At 66.5% G+C, this 13,523-nt stretch carries 14 protein-coding genes and 1 tRNA gene; 9 read left to right on the top strand and 6 right to left on the bottom strand.

All coding sequences use genetic code 11. From position 1 onward, the window contains the following. Window positions 1-33 precede the first annotated feature (33 nt). From ACP7AR_RS03045 to ACP7AR_RS03035, 3 genes are read left to right on the top strand one after another with little or no spacing between them, the layout of a single operon-like run. On the top strand, window positions 34-717 hold the full coding sequence (locus ACP7AR_RS03045) for a DedA family protein (RefSeq protein ID WP_426182597.1): 684 nt from the start codon (window positions 34-36) through the stop codon (window positions 715-717). A gap of 4 nt (window positions 718-721) precedes the next feature. Further along, window positions 722-1,750 (top strand): App1 family protein, encoded by a 1,029-nt coding sequence (locus tag ACP7AR_RS03040; RefSeq protein ID WP_426182594.1) that lies wholly within the window; start codon window positions 722-724, stop codon window positions 1,748-1,750. Between the two features lie 13 nt (window positions 1,751-1,763). Continuing rightward, a complete protein-coding gene (locus ACP7AR_RS03035) occupies window positions 1,764-2,714 on the top strand; it encodes a 3-methyladenine DNA glycosylase (RefSeq protein WP_426182591.1) in 951 nt (316 codons plus the stop codon). Here ACP7AR_RS03035 and ACP7AR_RS03030 read toward each other — a convergent pair. Beyond that, entirely contained in the window at window positions 2,618-3,853 is a 1,236-nt protein-coding gene (locus tag ACP7AR_RS03030; protein ID WP_426182588.1) for a glycoside hydrolase family 3 N-terminal domain-containing protein, read from the bottom strand. The two genes, ACP7AR_RS03035 and ACP7AR_RS03030, sit on opposite strands and share 97 nt — an antisense overlap. A 63-nt stretch (window positions 3,854-3,916) precedes the next feature. On the opposite strand from ACP7AR_RS03030, the gene ACP7AR_RS03025 reads away from it, so the two are divergent. Beyond that, the gene (locus tag ACP7AR_RS03025; protein WP_426182586.1) at window positions 3,917-4,477 is read left to right on the top strand and encodes a DUF805 domain-containing protein; all 561 of its coding nucleotides are present in this window, start codon (window positions 3,917-3,919) and stop codon (window positions 4,475-4,477) included. 34 nt (window positions 4,478-4,511) lie between these two features. Here the strand turns inward: ACP7AR_RS03025 and ACP7AR_RS03020 are convergent, their stop codons facing one another. Continuing rightward, complete coding sequence (locus ACP7AR_RS03020; RefSeq protein ID WP_426182584.1) at window positions 4,512-5,168, bottom strand: NAD(P)H-binding protein; 657 nt, start codon at window positions 5,166-5,168, stop codon at window positions 4,512-4,514. Window positions 5,169-5,267: 99 nt separating this feature from the next. On the opposite strand from ACP7AR_RS03020, the gene ACP7AR_RS03015 reads away from it, so the two are divergent. Further along, a complete protein-coding gene (locus ACP7AR_RS03015) occupies window positions 5,268-6,296 on the top strand; it encodes a DUF2804 domain-containing protein (protein ID WP_426182581.1) in 1,029 nt (342 codons plus the stop codon). On the opposite strand, the gene ACP7AR_RS03010 is transcribed toward ACP7AR_RS03015, so the two are convergent. Then, window positions 6,283-7,353, bottom strand: a complete 1,071-nt coding sequence (locus tag ACP7AR_RS03010) for an NAD(P)-binding domain-containing protein (protein ID WP_426187593.1) — start codon at window positions 7,351-7,353, stop codon at window positions 6,283-6,285. The two genes, ACP7AR_RS03015 and ACP7AR_RS03010, sit on opposite strands and share 14 nt — an antisense overlap. A gap of 137 nt (window positions 7,354-7,490) precedes the next feature. Here ACP7AR_RS03010 and ACP7AR_RS03005 point away from each other — a divergent pair. The 4 genes from ACP7AR_RS03005 (at window position 7,491) to ACP7AR_RS02990 (ending at window position 10,295) form a co-directional block, all read left to right on the top strand. Beyond that, window positions 7,491-7,566: transfer RNA gene (locus ACP7AR_RS03005), tRNA-Ala, on the top strand. A gap of 468 nt (window positions 7,567-8,034) precedes the next feature. Continuing rightward, entirely contained in the window at window positions 8,035-9,702 is a 1,668-nt protein-coding gene (locus ACP7AR_RS03000; protein ID WP_426187591.1) for a sodium:solute symporter family transporter, read from the top strand. Next, complete coding sequence (locus tag ACP7AR_RS02995) at window positions 9,699-9,833, top strand: putative transporter small subunit (protein ID WP_426182578.1); 135 nt, start codon at window positions 9,699-9,701, stop codon at window positions 9,831-9,833. Before ACP7AR_RS03000 ends, ACP7AR_RS02995 begins: the two co-directional genes overlap by 4 nt. A 93-nt stretch (window positions 9,834-9,926) precedes the next feature. Beyond that, on the top strand, window positions 9,927-10,295 hold the full coding sequence (locus ACP7AR_RS02990) for a LuxR family transcriptional regulator (protein ID WP_426182576.1): 369 nt from the start codon (window positions 9,927-9,929) through the stop codon (window positions 10,293-10,295). A 25-nt stretch (window positions 10,296-10,320) separates the two neighbouring features. On the opposite strand, the gene ACP7AR_RS02985 is transcribed toward ACP7AR_RS02990, so the two are convergent. From ACP7AR_RS02985 to ACP7AR_RS02975, 3 genes are read right to left on the bottom strand one after another with little or no spacing between them, the layout of a single operon-like run. Beyond that, window positions 10,321-11,898 (bottom strand): tripartite tricarboxylate transporter permease, encoded by a 1,578-nt coding sequence (locus ACP7AR_RS02985; protein ID WP_426182573.1) that lies wholly within the window; start codon window positions 11,896-11,898, stop codon window positions 10,321-10,323. Beyond that, window positions 11,891-12,454, bottom strand: a complete 564-nt coding sequence (locus ACP7AR_RS02980) for a tripartite tricarboxylate transporter TctB family protein (protein WP_426182570.1) — start codon at window positions 12,452-12,454, stop codon at window positions 11,891-11,893. The genes ACP7AR_RS02985 and ACP7AR_RS02980 overlap by 8 nt, the downstream gene beginning before the upstream one ends. Further along, complete coding sequence (locus ACP7AR_RS02975) at window positions 12,451-13,476, bottom strand: Bug family tripartite tricarboxylate transporter substrate binding protein (RefSeq protein WP_426182567.1); 1,026 nt, start codon at window positions 13,474-13,476, stop codon at window positions 12,451-12,453. The genes ACP7AR_RS02980 and ACP7AR_RS02975 overlap by 4 nt, the downstream gene beginning before the upstream one ends. Between the last annotated feature and the right edge of the window lie 47 nt (window positions 13,477-13,523).

Here is a 13,523-nt window from a genome sequence, read left to right as displayed (position 1 = left end):
GTACGGTGCGCCGGAACACGTATTCTCGTGTTCGTGGACGACATCCTGCTGTGGATCCTCGACGCCGTGCAGGCCGTCGATCCTGTCGCCCGCACGCTCATCGCCGGTGTCGCGGTCATGCTCGAGACCAGCATCCTGATCGGTCTCATCGTCCCCGGCGACACGATCGTGATCATCGCCTCCATGGGGGTCGAAGGCGCCGCCGAGACGATCGCGATGGTGATCGCGGTCGTGATCGGCGCGCTCATCGGCGAGAGCATCGGATTCTGGCTCGGTCGCTGGCTCGGCCCCCGCATCCGCAGATCCTGGATCGGCCGCCGGATCGGCGAAGCGCACTGGGAACGCGCCGAGCGGTATCTTCGCCGTCGCGGCGGGCTCGCGATCTTCCTCTCCCGCTTCCTCCCCGTGCTGCACTCGCTCGTCCCCCTCACTGTGGGCATGAGCACCTACTCCTACCGTCGCTTCCTGGCATGGACTGCGCCCGCCTGCCTCATCTGGGCGACTGCCTACGTCAGCGTCACCTCACTCGCAGCAGGCGGCTTCCGCGAACTCGTCGACCGGGTGCACTTCGCCGGCTACATCTTCGTCGGTGTCATCGTCGCCTTCCTGCTGCTGATCTTCATCGGCAAGAAGCTGCTCACGCGTTGGGAGAGCCGCCACATGCATGTCGCCGTCGATGAGGCAGACGGGGACGGCGCTTCAGACATGAAAGACTGAAGCGATGTCCGAAGACAGCGCCCTCAACGCCAGGATCCACTGGTTCGCACGTTTGGAGCACCGCCTGCACGTCTGGCGCGAGAGCCGAGCGCGCCGCCGTGGACGCACCGCGACCGTGCTGCCCTTCGCCGGATACGGCGGCAGTGGCTGGGTCCGCGTCGTCGGCAGAGTGCTGATCGTGCCTCCGCAGCGCCGCACGGAGAGCGGTGAATTCGCCAGTGTGCGCGGATGGCGCAGCTTCGTCGGCATCCCGGTCAGCTTCGCGAGCGTGCAGATCACGATCGCCGGACGCGCACACGAGGTCGTCGCCGATCGAGGCGGCGTCGTCGACACGGTCATCGAAGCCGGCCTCCCGTCCGGGTGGCAGAAGTTCACGATGTCGGTCGAGGGCCAGGAGCCGGTCGATGCGACAGCCTTCATAGTCGGCGATGAAGTCGACTTCGGTGTGCTCTCCGACATCGACGACACCGTGATGGTGACCGCCCTCCCTCGACCGTTCATCGCCGCATGGAACTCCTTCGTGGTCGATGAGCACGCGCGGCTCCCAGTGCCGGGGATGGCCGTGCTGCTCGAGCAGCTGATGCGACAGCACCCTGGTGCGCCGATGATCTACCTGTCCACCGGAGCGTGGAACGTGGCCCCGACGCTCACCCGATTCATGAATCGCCATCTGTTCCCGGATGGATCCATGCTCCTCACCGACTGGGGTCCGACGCATGATCGCTGGTTCCGCAGCGGTCGCGAGCACAAGCTCACCAACCTGCGTCGGCTCGCGGCAGAGTTCCCCCACGTGCGGTGGCTGCTGATCGGCGACGACGGTCAGCACGATGAATCCATCTACACGGAGTTCATGCAGGAGCACCCGGATTCTGTCGCCGGAGTGGCGATTCGTCGCCTTTCACCCGCCGAGGCGATCCTCGCCGGCGGACGCTCCGAATCCGACGACCACTCCGACGACTCGGCACCGTGGGTGGCGGCATCCGACGGTGCTGGGCTCCGCGAGCGCCTCACCGACACCGGCATCCTGCACTGAAGCAGTCGGTGACATGTCTGTATCCGCTCTTGATCGCACCGCGTGGACCGATCTGGAACGCGCGCACCACGAGCGAGCGGATGCGCTGACCACCGCCCACCGCGAACGCGCCGCGCGGGGCGAGAAGCATCCGGTGTGGGACTTCCTGTTCACGTACTACTCGTACTCGCCGTCGCAGCTGCGCCGTTGGCATCCCGGCGCCGGCGTTCAGCTCGAAGACGCCACGGAGAGACTGGGCTGGCGCTGGTACTCCCCCGGCACGGCACCCGGTTCTGCTGTGCCGGACGCCGAGGTCTTCGCGGCGGAGAAGGGCGCGCTGGCGGATCTCATCGAGCGGATGCTGCGCCGCACCGCCGCACGTCCGGGCCAGTTCGGCTGCTTCGGTCTGCATGAGTGGGCCATGGTCTACCGAGACGAGGAGCACCGCCACACCGCTCCGTTGCGACTGGGACAAGACGGCACGGACGCCGTCGTGGAGGCGCACGACCTGCGCTGCACACATTTCGACGCATTCCGCTTCTTCACCCCGGATGCCGCACCGCGCAACCGGCAGCCGCTGAGCCGCGAGGATCAGCCGACGATCGAGCAGCCCGGGTGCCTGCATGCCGGCATGGACCTCTACAAATGGGCGATGAAGCTCGGTCCGCTCGTTCCCGGGGAGCTGCTGCTCGACGCATTCGAACTCGCCGGCGACATCCGCCTGCTCGACATGGAAGCAGCACCGTACGATCTCTCCGCGTGGGGCGTCGTCCCTGTGCCGATCGAGACACCGGACGGCAAGGCGGAATACGTACGCCGCCAGCGCGGATTCGCGGAGCGGGGCAATGAACTGCGCGGACGGCTGTTGACGGCGTGGCTCGGGGCGAATCAGGGCACGGGCGTGCAGGTCGCGCAGGGCGCCCAAACGGCGCCGGATGCCGCCCGCTCGAGTCGCAGCGTCATGATCCGCTCCGCCGCGTCCTGAAGCCGCTCAGCCGGCAACGTTCCGGCTTCGACCGCTGCGGCGATTCCTGCCGCGAGCTCGCCTGCCGTCTCGGGCGCGGAATGGGCGATCGTGAGCACGAGATCGTTGCCTGCGGCGACCGCTGCCACGGCGTTCGCCACCGGATCGGCGTATTCGGGGATTCCGGTGGACTGCAGCATGCCCAGGTCGTCCGTGACCATCACGCCGTCGAAGCCAAGGTCTTCACGGGCGATCTCGTGCCAGCGCGCTGAGAGAGAAGCCGGCTCCGCGTCCACCGCAGCGTAGTCGAGGTGGCCGAACATCAGCATCGAGGCTCCCGCGTCGATGCCGGCGACGAACGGCAAGGCGTCACTCCGGAGCCATTCGTCCAGTGTCTTGTCCGTACGGGGTACCAGTGAGTGCGAGTCGCCAGGGGCGGCCCCGTGACCGGGGAAGTGCTTGAGTGTGGACGCGACGAACGGCTCTTCGGCTGTGACGGCGGACGCGACCCGCTCGGCCGCCGCTTTCGGATCGGCACCGAGTGAGCGTCCGTAGATGAACGACGAACTGTCGGCGGTCGTGTCGGCGACTATGCCGAAGTTCACGTTCGCACCGCCGCGCGCCACCAGCGACGCACGTGCTGCGAATGCGGCCGCGGTCTCCTCCGGTGCTCGATCCTTCAGCACCGACGACGCGGGGAACTCGTCCCAGGGCAGCCGGGACACGTATCCGCCCTCCTGATCGATCGCGATCAAGGGCGGCAGCGCCGGGTCCACCGTCAGCGCGGCCGTCACAGTCCGGAGTTCCGCCTCGGTCTTCGGGATGTTCGCGCCCATCAGGATGAAGCCCCCGAGGTCAGTGTCAGCCATGTAGGCGGACAGCGCCGAGGAGTCCACAGAGGGAATGTGCCCCATGACCACGCTCGAAGCCTGCTGCGCGGTGCTCATGCCTGCCACGAGCTGCTCTGCCCGCGCGGCAGCGCCGGAGGTCTGATCCGGCTCGACGACCGCAGGTTCGACGACTGCCGGACCGATGTCGATCGGATGCGCGCCGGACGGACCGCGCATTGCCGCCGACACCCCGGTCGAGACGAGTGTGAGCGAGATGGCCAGCGCGCTCACCGAGGCTGCGGCGACCCGCAGCGGGAGATGACGGCGCATGCCCTCCACCCTACGTCTCGGGGCTGACCCCGTCATGCTTGAATGTGTGCGGAGAGGACCCACATGTCGACACCGCACGTCCAGCCCGCGAACTGGTATCCGGACCCTTCTGGGGCACAGTTCCTGCGCTACTGGGATGGCGCCGCGTGGACCACGCACACCCGGCCGGCGCCGAACGCGGCGGCCCGAGCAGGCGCGCCGGCGGCGGCACCCATGGTCATGTACCCTCAGCAGATTCCCGCCCGCATCCCCGTCGGGGTATGGCGCGGGCCGGTCGATTCCCGCCCGGCGGTGCGCGACATCTTCGACGCCGTGCGTGTCTGCGTGCAGAAGTACGCACGCTTCGACGGTCGCGCGAGCCGCCCGGAGTTCTGGTACGCCCAGCTCGCGTCGCTGATCATCGTCTTCGCTGTGATCCTCGTGGTCTGGATACCCGTCGTGGGCTGGCTGGCCCTGCTCGCGCTCTGGGCGTTCGCCATGGCTTCGATCGTTCCGCTGCTGGCGGTGACCGTGAGGCGTCTCAGGGATGCCGGCTTCTACTGGGCGTGGATATTCCTCTCCCTCGCCCCGTTCGGGGGCATCGCACTGCTGGTCATGTGTGCACAGCCGTCGAAGCACCCGTAGTCGCGCACCCGTCCCGCAGGGCTGCGCGTCGAGATCAGCGTGTGAGCGCGGTCCCGATCGGCTCAGAGGTCTCCGGCGTGCCGTTGCCGAAGCGGATCGTGCGCCCGATGGTCTGCGGTGCGTGCAGTGCCGCAGCGATCACGACAGCGACATCGGCGCGCGACACGGCGCCGCGATCCTGAGGATCGAGTTCGATACGTCCGGTGGAATCATCATCCGTGAGTGCACCAGGGCCCAGGATCGTGCCCTCGAGCCCCGACCCGCGCAGGTGCTCGTCAGCCGCCCATTTCGCGTCGGCGTAGGCGAAGAACGAATCCTCCTTCGGTACCCCGTGCTCCGCCTTGGAGCCGAGCCAGGACACCATCACGTAGCGGCTGACACCGACCGATGCCGCGGCATCCATGGTGCGAATCGCGGCGTCACGATCGACAGCGTACGTGCGCTCCGGGGACCCACCGCCGGCGCCGGCGGACCAGACGATCGCATCGTGGTCGCGGATGATCTCGGCGAGTGCTTCCGTGTCCATCGACTCGACGTCTGCGACGAGTGCGGTGGCGCCGCCCTTCTCGACATCGGACACGTGGTCGGGGTTTCGGATCACGGCCGTGACCGCATCGCCGTTGCCGACGAGCAGCGGTGCGAGCAGAAGGGCGACGCGGCCATGGCCGCCGAAGACGATGATGCGGGACATACGGATCTCCTGTCTGACGACTGTCTCTCCAGGCTATCCGCCCGGCGTCGGGAACGGGGCCGATGCCGCACCTTAGAATCTCGGAGGAGGAGCACAGAGATGATCGAGCGGGAGATCACCGAGCCGGTATCGCTCACGGACGCGGCAGGCGGGCTGAATCCCGCAGCGCTCGGCTGGACGCGCACCCCGATGCACGACACCTCAGGCATTCCCGGACACGGGCATTGGGGCCGCAACAAACGCTGGGAGTACTGGTGCGTCATGACACCGACGCACATCGTCGCACTGACGATCTCGTGCATCGACTACGTCTCACTGCACTCGGTGTGGGTTCTCGACCGCACGACCGGAGCCGAGATCGACTCGACGGTGCTGTCACCGGGTGGGCGCAGCACGATGCTGCCGGCTTCGCTCGGCGATGGGTCCGCGAGGGCACGCACCGGAAAGGTAACGCTGGACATCGACGAGCTCGAAGGCGGCACGCGGCTCCGCGGCACCGCCCCGCGCGTCTCGTTCGACATCACCGCGGCACGACCGTCCGGTCATGAGTCACTCGGAGTCGTCGTGCCCTGGCGGCGGGCCGACCGCGCTCACGGTTTCAAGAGCACCGCGCGTTTTCAGTACACGGTGAAGGATGTCGCCCGCCCGGCGCACGGAGTGCTGGCGATCGACGACTCGACGATCGAGGTGCCGGAGGGCAGCTGGGCGGTGCTCGACCATGGCCGAGGGCGCTGGCCGTATCGGGTCTGGTGGAACTGGGCGGCGGGCAGCGGCGTCGTGGATGGTCGGGTGATCGGGCTGCAGCTCGGGTCGAAATGGACCGATGGCTCTGGCGCGACCGAGAACGCCGTTGTCGTCGACGGACGGTTGTCGAAGATCAGCGAAGAGCTCAGCTGGGACTACGACCCGTCCGACTGGATGCGGCCGTGGCGCGTGCACGGTGAACGCGCGGACCTGGTGTTCACGCCGTGGCACAACAAGCACTCGCAGACGAATGCGATCGTGATCTCGACGCGCACCGATCAGCTGTTCGGAACCTGGAGCGGGTGGGTGCAGGATTCCACGGGTGCCCGTGTCAGCGTTGACGGCATCGAGGGCTGGGCCGAGGACGTGCTCAACCGCTGGTGACCCGCTCCGAAAGTGCGGCCAGCGCGCGTTGCACTCCCTTTGCCGCTGTTCGCCCAGCGCGATTCGCGCCGATCGTGCTCGCCGACGGGCCGTAGCCGACGAGTTGGACACGCGGGTCCTTCATCGCGGTCGTGCCCCTTCCGTTGCGGTCGAGCTGGATACCGCCCGCGTCGCTTCGCAGGTGCAGCGGGGCGAGGTGCCCGATCGCCGGACGGAATCCGGTGGCCCACAGGATCACATCGACCCGTTCGAAGGAGCCGTCAGCCCAGCGCACGCCGTCGGGCTCGATTCTGTCGAACATGGGTCTACGATCGGCGTAGGCGCCGAGACGCTCGGCTTCGCGCTCCTGCGGACGCAGCATGAGTCCGGTGACGCTGACGACGCTCTGCGGCGGCAGTCCCTGCGCGACGCGCTGTTCGACGAGGGCCACGACGGCAGCGCCGGCTTCTGACGTGAAGTCGTCGTCTCGCCAGACCGGCTCGCGACGCGTGGCCCACAGTGTCTCGGTGATCGGCGCAAGGGCGCCGAGGAATTGCACGGCGGATGCTCCGCCGCCGACGACGAGCACGCGCTTGCCGCGGAAATGCTCCGGCCCCGGGTAGTCGACGGTGTGCAGCTGTTCTCCGACGAACGTCTCCATCCCGGCGTAGTGGGGCAGGAACGGCTGCGTCCAGGTGCCGGTGGCGTTGACGATGGTGCGGGTTCGCCATTCCTGTGCGCCTGCGTGAACCACCAGCAGCCCGTCATCGTCGGTGACCCTGTCGACGTGGACAGGGCGGATGACAGGAAGCTCCTGCGTGCGTTCGTAGTCTGCGAAGGACGCCGGCACGACGGCATTGGCGCGTCGTGCGTCCCTGGCCGGCGCTGTGGAACCAGGCAGCTCCGCGACGCCGTGCACGTCGTGCATGGTCAGCGCATCCCAGCGGTGCTGCCATGCGCCCCCAGGGGCAGAATTCGAGTCGAGCACGATGTGTTCGATCCCCAGGCGCTTCAGATGGAATGAGGTGGAGAGTCCGGCCTGCCCTGCGCCGATGACGATGCTCTCCATGATCTGCATGTCCATGACAACGCATACACCGCCGTCGGTGTTCCCGCTCGCGCTCCGATTGCGACGACGCACGCGCTCGATTGGCGGTCGTCGCTTCGCGTGTTGTATTCTTTTCAAGTTGCCCCGCTCAACCGGGGCGTGAAGATGGGCCTGTGGCGCAGCTGGTAGCGCACCTGCATGGCATGCAGGGGGTCAGGGGTTCGAGTCCCCTCAGGTCCACCATGAAGAAGCCCCCGGAAAACCGGGGGCTTCTTGCATTTTCCGTGACCGTCGGGCCCCATTAGGAGTTCCCTGAGAACTTGCTATGGTGGCAAGGATGCTCGTGTCCGCATGAGCAGGGAGCGCACGCTCGTTCTGCGCTCTCACGCGTGACGTGCGCCCGATTGCGCGCCGGCCGCAATCATTTCCCATCCCGCTGAGGATGCATCGGTATTCGGTGCGCCTCGAACACGACCGACAGTGAAAGGAGCCGCACCCCGGGCCTCTCGTCTGTGCGCTGCCATGCGCCTCAGTGGTCCAGGTTCGTTCATCGCCATGCCCACAGCGTCAAAACTCCACATGACCATCTACTCCCCCACCTAGCGAACGCTCTCTCCTTCGACCAGCGGCCCTGCCGCATCCAAGACGAGAAAGTGAGAACACCCGGTGGGCGACCTCCAAACACTCTCGGGACCGATCGTGGTCCTGCTCATGCTGCTGTTCTTCGGCGGCAGCCTCTACATGTCCATCCGCATCTCCCGCAAGAAGGAGAACGCCGACGGCTACATGACCGGCGGCGGCAAGATCGGATTCGGCATCTCCGCCGCGTCCATGACGGCGACCTGGATCTGGGCGTCATCGATGTACGCCTCCGCCACGTCCGGATACACCTACGGGATCTCCGGCCCCATCCACTACGGACTCTGGGGCGCGTTGATGATCCTCCTCATCTACCCCTTCGGCCGGCGCATACGTAAGGTAGCGCCGAAAGCGCACACCATCGCCGAGGTCATGTTCGCCAGGCACGGCCGCTCGAGTCAGCTCATGCTCGCCGGCTCCAACATCCTCGGCAGTCTCATCAGCCTCACCTCGAATCTGATCGCCGGCGGTGCGCTCATCGCGATGCTGTCGCCGTTCACCTTCACCCAGGGCATCGTCGCGATCGCGATCGGCGTCCTGGCGTACACGTTGTGGTCCGGTTTCCGCGCCTCCGTGCTGACCGACTTCGCGCAGGTGCTGGCGATGCTGGGAGCGGTGGCGATCATCATCCCGGTGATCTTCTTCGCCGCCGGCGGACCCGACCTGTTCGTCACAGGGGCATCCAATCTGACACCGCAGCAGGGTGACTTCTTCTCCTCCGACGCGTTCTTCAACCAAGGCGCCCCGTACATCGCTGCGGTCCTCGCCTATGCCATCGGAAACCAGACGATCGCGCAGCGACTGTTCGCCGTGCGTGAGGATCTGATCAAGAAGACGTTCATCACCGCGACCGTCGGTTACGGCGCGACCATCATCGGTGTCGGAATGCTGGGCGTCCTCGCCCTGTACGCCGGTATCCAGCCGACGGATGGTGATGTCAACAACCTCATCCCGCAGATGGCGGCGACCTACCTCAGTCCGCTCCTGATCTGCGTGTTCTTCGTCATGATCATCGGCTCGCTGTCCTCGACGGCTGATGCCGACATGACGGCGCTCTCGTCCATCATGATGGCCGACATCTACGGCCAGAACATCGCCGGCAAGAAGAACGCCGACCCGAAGATCATGCTGCTGGTGGGACGCCTGACCATGGTCGGTGCGACAGCAGCGGCACTCGGCTTCGCATCGATGCAGTTCAACATCCTCGACCTGCTGGTGTTCGTCGGAGCCATGTGGGGCGCGCTGGTCTTCCCGGTGATCGCGAGCTTCTACTGGAACCGCGTCACCAACGTGGCATTCAGCGTCGCCGTGGTCGCCGCCCTCGCAGCGTTCCTCCCTGTGCGATTCGAGTGGGTCGACCTGTCCGGCGGCCTCGGAATCGTCAGTGACGTGCTGTCGGTCATCGGCATCGGCGTCGTGCTGGCACTCATGTCGTTCGGATTCTTCGGACTCAGGGTCGCCATCGGAGTCGGAGCCGTGTCGATCGTGGCATCCGCTCCGTTCGCGATCGGCTTCCTGCACACGTATCCGGTGCTTTCCGGGTCTCTGGTCGCGTATGCGGTCAGCACGATCGTGTGCGTTGCGATCACCATGCTGAACAAGACGAAGCGGTTCGATTTCGAGCTCATCAAACAGCGCACCGGTGAGTTCGACCCGACGGAGTCGGAGCTCATCACCGTCGCCGCCGCGCAGGATGCGGATTCCGCCGGAGACACGGCGCTCGCAGGAAAGGACGCATGATGGACATCATTCTCATGACCGCATATGTTCTCGTATGGCCGGTGATCGTGGTCGGCGTGCTCGCCGTGATCATCCGCGCCTTCGTGAAGGACGCCCGCGAGGCCAAGCGGGAGGGCCGTCAGATCATCTGATGCGCGTCTGGGCGGCAGCAGAGTGCCTGCTGCCGCCCGTCCGTCGTCCAGTGAGATGATCAGTCGAACGCCACAGGGAAGGAAACTCTGACGATGATCGACCCCGAGCTGCCGCTTGCCACGACGAACCTCTTCTCGCTGCAGGAGCGATTGTTGACGAAGGCCCGCGATTCAAGCGCTCGTCGCGCAGCCGAGACGGTCTACGGCGGCCGGGACGCGATCCTGCGTCAGACCACCATGGCGCTGCTCGCCGATGTCGAGCTTCCCGAGCACGAAAGTCCACCGGAGGCGACTCTGCAGCTGCTGACCGGCCGCGTGCGCTTGCGCGGACATGAACGCGAGTGGCTGCTGGTGGCTGGCGATCTCATCCCCATCCCACCCGAGCGGCACAGTGTCATCGCACTGGAGGACAGCGTGTTCCTGCTGACCGTGCGTCGTGCTCAGGAGGCGCCGGCCACCTGATCGGCACCTCCTCCGCCCCCATCCGTCACCGATCTCGCAGCTGCTGGGCGATCTCTTCATCCACCGTTCGGATCGTCGCCGTGTCGACATCGGCCAGCGCCGCCTCGAACCGCGCCTGGCGGTGCTTCAACCAGACACCCAGCGCGATGATCAGCACCATCGCGGAGTAGATCACGATCGAGATCGGGCTGTGCACCAGATACAGCGGATCCCCCTGGCTTATCGCCATGGCCTTGCGCAGCTGCTCCTCCGCCATCGGGCCGAGGATCGCTCCGACGACCATCGGCGACACCGGGTATCCGTGCCGGCGCATGAAGAATCCGATGATGCCCAGCAGCAGCAGCACGCCGATGTCGAAGATCGTGAAGTTCGCGGCGTATGCGCCGAGACCCGCGAACACGAGAATCCCGGCGTACAGGTACGGCCGTGGGATCTGCAGCACCTTCGCCCACATTCCCACCAGCGGCAGGTTGAGGATGATCAGCACGACGTTGCCGATGTACAGGCTCGCGATCAGCGCCCACACCAGCGCAGGCTGACTGTCGAACAGCAGCGGGCCGGGACGGATGCCGTAGGTCTGGAACGCCGAGATGATGATCGCCGCGGTGGCCGTGGTCGGCAGTCCCAGCGTCAGCAGGGGGACGAGCACGCCGGCCGCGGCCGCGTTGTTCGCAGCCTCAGGGCCGGCCACTCCTTCGATCGCGCCCTTCCCGAACTGCTTCCGATACGGATCCTTGGCGAGTCGCTTCTCGGTCGCGTATGACAGGAACGTCGCGACGTCCGCGCCGCCGGCGGGGATCGCTCCGATGGGGAATCCGATCGCGGTGCCTCGTAACCACGGCTTCCACGACCGTTTCCAGTCGCTCTTCTTCATCCAGGAGCGCCAGCTGCCTGAGACCGGGATGATCGGAAGAGCCCCGCTGCGCAGTCGCGAGCCGACGTAGAGCGCCTCACCGACCGCGAAGAGGCCGACCGCGACGATCACGACATCGATGCCGTCGCCGAGGTTCGGGATGCTGAAGGTGAAGCGCGCCTGCCCGGTGAGGGTGTCGGTGCCCACCAGCCCCAGGAACAGGCCGATAGAAAGCGACACGATGCCACGGATCGGACTCGCTCCGAGCAGCGCCCCGACCGTGAGGAACGCCACGATCATCAGTGCGAAGTAGTCCGCGGGGCCGAGCGTCACAGCGAAGTCGGCGATGAACGGGGCGAACAGCGTGAGTAGCGCGGTGGCGATCGTACCTGCGATGAAGGAGCCGATCGCCGCTGTGGCCAGGGCGGTCGTGGCATGGCCCATCCTGGCCATCTTGTTGCCTTCGAGCGCTGTGACGATGGATGCCGATTCCCCCGGTGTGTTCAGCAGGATCGACGTCGTGGAACCGCCGTACATACCGCCGTAGTAGATGCCGGCGAACATGATGATCGCGCTCGTGACATCCAGCGTGTACGTCAACGGCAACAGCAGTGCGACGGTCATCGCGGGGCCGATGCCGGGCAGAACGCCGACAGCCGTGCCGAGCAGAACGCCGACGAACGCGAACAGCAGGTACTGCGGCTGCAGCGCTGTCGCGAATCCGTCCATGAGCAGCTGCAGGCTATCCACCGAGCACCCCCGAACTGCCCATCAGCCCCGGCACAATCGTGCCGAAAGGCGGCAAGGAGAGACCGAGCAGGGTGCCGAACAGCAGTTGTGTCAGCACGCCGAGGCCCAGTCCGAGCAGGAGCGCCTTCCACCAGCTCGACGCCCCGAGGGCCAGCGAAGCGCCGGCGAAGAGCACGACGACGGCCGCCGGCCAGCCCGCGACGGGGATGACGACCATGAGTGAAGCGAACGCCAACGCCAGGAAGATCACGGTCCTCCATGACGTGCGCGCCTCGGTGTCGATGTCCTCACCCTCATCCGGTGCGCCGATGTCTCCGCGCAGCACCGCGACGAATGCGGCGAGTGATGACAGCAGCATCAGACCGGTGACCGCGTAGGGCACGACGCGCGCGCCGAGGATGTTCGACGATCCGACCGGCTCGCGGATGAAGCCCGTCATCACCAGCGCCACACCTGCGAACACGACGATGACCCCGACGAAGACGAGCTCTCCCCGCTTCCGGGACCGGGGGGCGCCGGCGACTGCCGACGCCCCCGTCGTGATCTGGCCTGTCATTCGATGAGCCCGATCGTTCTGAGCGTCTCCGTCGTCGTGGAGATGTCTTCATCCAGGAAGGTCGAGAACTCGTCACCGACGAGGAATGCATCGGTCCAGCCGTTCGTGTCCAGAGTGTCGGTCCACGCCGCGCTGTCGTGAACCGCGGTCACGAGCTCTTCCAGCGCCTTCTTCTCATCGTCCGAGATGTCACCGGGGGCGATGAGTCCGCGCCAGTTCGTCACTACGAGCTCGACGCCCTCGTCGGTGAGTGTGGGCACATCAGGCAGGAGCAGCGCCGGCTCTCCGGACGACACAGCGAGCGCCTTGAGCTCGCCGGCCTCGACCTGCTGCGAGAACTCCCCCACACCTGAGATGCCGGCCTGCACCTGGCCGCCGAGCAGCATCGTGAGAGCCTCGCCGCCGCCCGAGTTGGCGATGTAGTTGAGGGTGTCCGGAACGTCCGATGCATCCACACCGGCATCCGTGAGCAGCAGCGCCGCGAGAATGTGGTCGATACCTCCTGCCGATCCGCCGGTGACCGCCATGTCCGCCCCCTCATCGACCCAGGCGTCCAGGAAGTCTTCCAGAGTGTCGTACGGGCTGTCCTTCGGAACGACGATCACAAGAGGCTCCTCAGTGAGCTTCGCGATCGGGGTCATGTCTTCGATCCGCACGTCCGATGCGTTCGTCTCGACGGCGCCGACCATGACACTGCCCGTGATCATGAGGGTGTTCGGGTCGCCTTCGGTGGCCAGCGAGGCGAGGCCGACGGTGCCGCCTGCTCCGCCGATGTTCGACACCGGTGCAGACGAGACCAGGGACTCATCGCTGAGGGCCTGCCCGAACGCACGTGCGGTCTGATCCCACCCACCGCCGGGGTCTGCCGGTGCGATCACCGCGACGCTGTCGATGCTCGATCCGCCCCCGCCGCCTTCATCTCCGCCTCCGGTCGCCGGTGTTCCGGTGCACGCGGCAAGTCCCAACGCGACGACGCCGACGACCGCGCCGAGCGCGAGTCGGGTGCGAGTGTGCTGTGTCATGAACTCCTCCTCGAGTCCTTCCGCCCGACGCCGATGCCGGGAGCAGG

This window comes from Microbacterium sp. TWP3-1-2b2 (assembly GCF_049896145.1).
Taxonomy (GTDB): domain Bacteria; phylum Actinomycetota; class Actinomycetes; order Actinomycetales; family Microbacteriaceae; genus Microbacterium.
This window is presented reverse-complemented; position numbering and strand designations above follow the sequence as displayed.

What these genes read in the sequence shown, in the direction of transcription:
- ACP7AR_RS03040 (WP_426182594.1), top strand. Translation starts at nt 722, where the DNA reads ATGTCCGAAGACAGCGCCCTCAACGCCAGGATCCACTGGTTCGCACGT.
- ACP7AR_RS03035 (WP_426182591.1), top strand. Translation starts at nt 1,764, where the DNA reads ATGTCTGTATCCGCTCTTGATCGCACCGCGTGGACCGATCTGGAACGC.
- ACP7AR_RS03030 (WP_426182588.1), bottom strand. Translation starts at nt 3,853, where the DNA reads ATGCGCCGTCATCTCCCGCTGCGGGTCGCCGCAGCCTCGGTGAGCGCG.
- ACP7AR_RS03025 (WP_426182586.1), top strand. Translation starts at nt 3,917, where the DNA reads ATGTCGACACCGCACGTCCAGCCCGCGAACTGGTATCCGGACCCTTCT.
- ACP7AR_RS03020 (WP_426182584.1), bottom strand. Translation starts at nt 5,168, where the DNA reads ATGTCCCGCATCATCGTCTTCGGCGGCCATGGCCGCGTCGCCCTTCTG.
- ACP7AR_RS03015 (WP_426182581.1), top strand. Translation starts at nt 5,268, where the DNA reads ATGATCGAGCGGGAGATCACCGAGCCGGTATCGCTCACGGACGCGGCA.
- ACP7AR_RS03010 (WP_426187593.1), bottom strand. Translation starts at nt 7,353, where the DNA reads ATGCAGATCATGGAGAGCATCGTCATCGGCGCAGGGCAGGCCGGACTC.
- ACP7AR_RS03000 (WP_426187591.1), top strand. Translation starts at nt 8,035, where the DNA reads ATGCTGCTGTTCTTCGGCGGCAGCCTCTACATGTCCATCCGCATCTCC.
- ACP7AR_RS02995 (WP_426182578.1), top strand. Translation starts at nt 9,699, where the DNA reads ATGATGGACATCATTCTCATGACCGCATATGTTCTCGTATGGCCGGTG.
- ACP7AR_RS02990 (WP_426182576.1), top strand. Translation starts at nt 9,927, where the DNA reads ATGATCGACCCCGAGCTGCCGCTTGCCACGACGAACCTCTTCTCGCTG.
- ACP7AR_RS02980 (WP_426182570.1), bottom strand. Translation starts at nt 12,454, where the DNA reads ATGACAGGCCAGATCACGACGGGGGCGTCGGCAGTCGCCGGCGCCCCC.
- ACP7AR_RS02975 (WP_426182567.1), bottom strand. Translation starts at nt 13,476, where the DNA reads ATGACACAGCACACTCGCACCCGACTCGCGCTCGGCGCGGTCGTCGGC.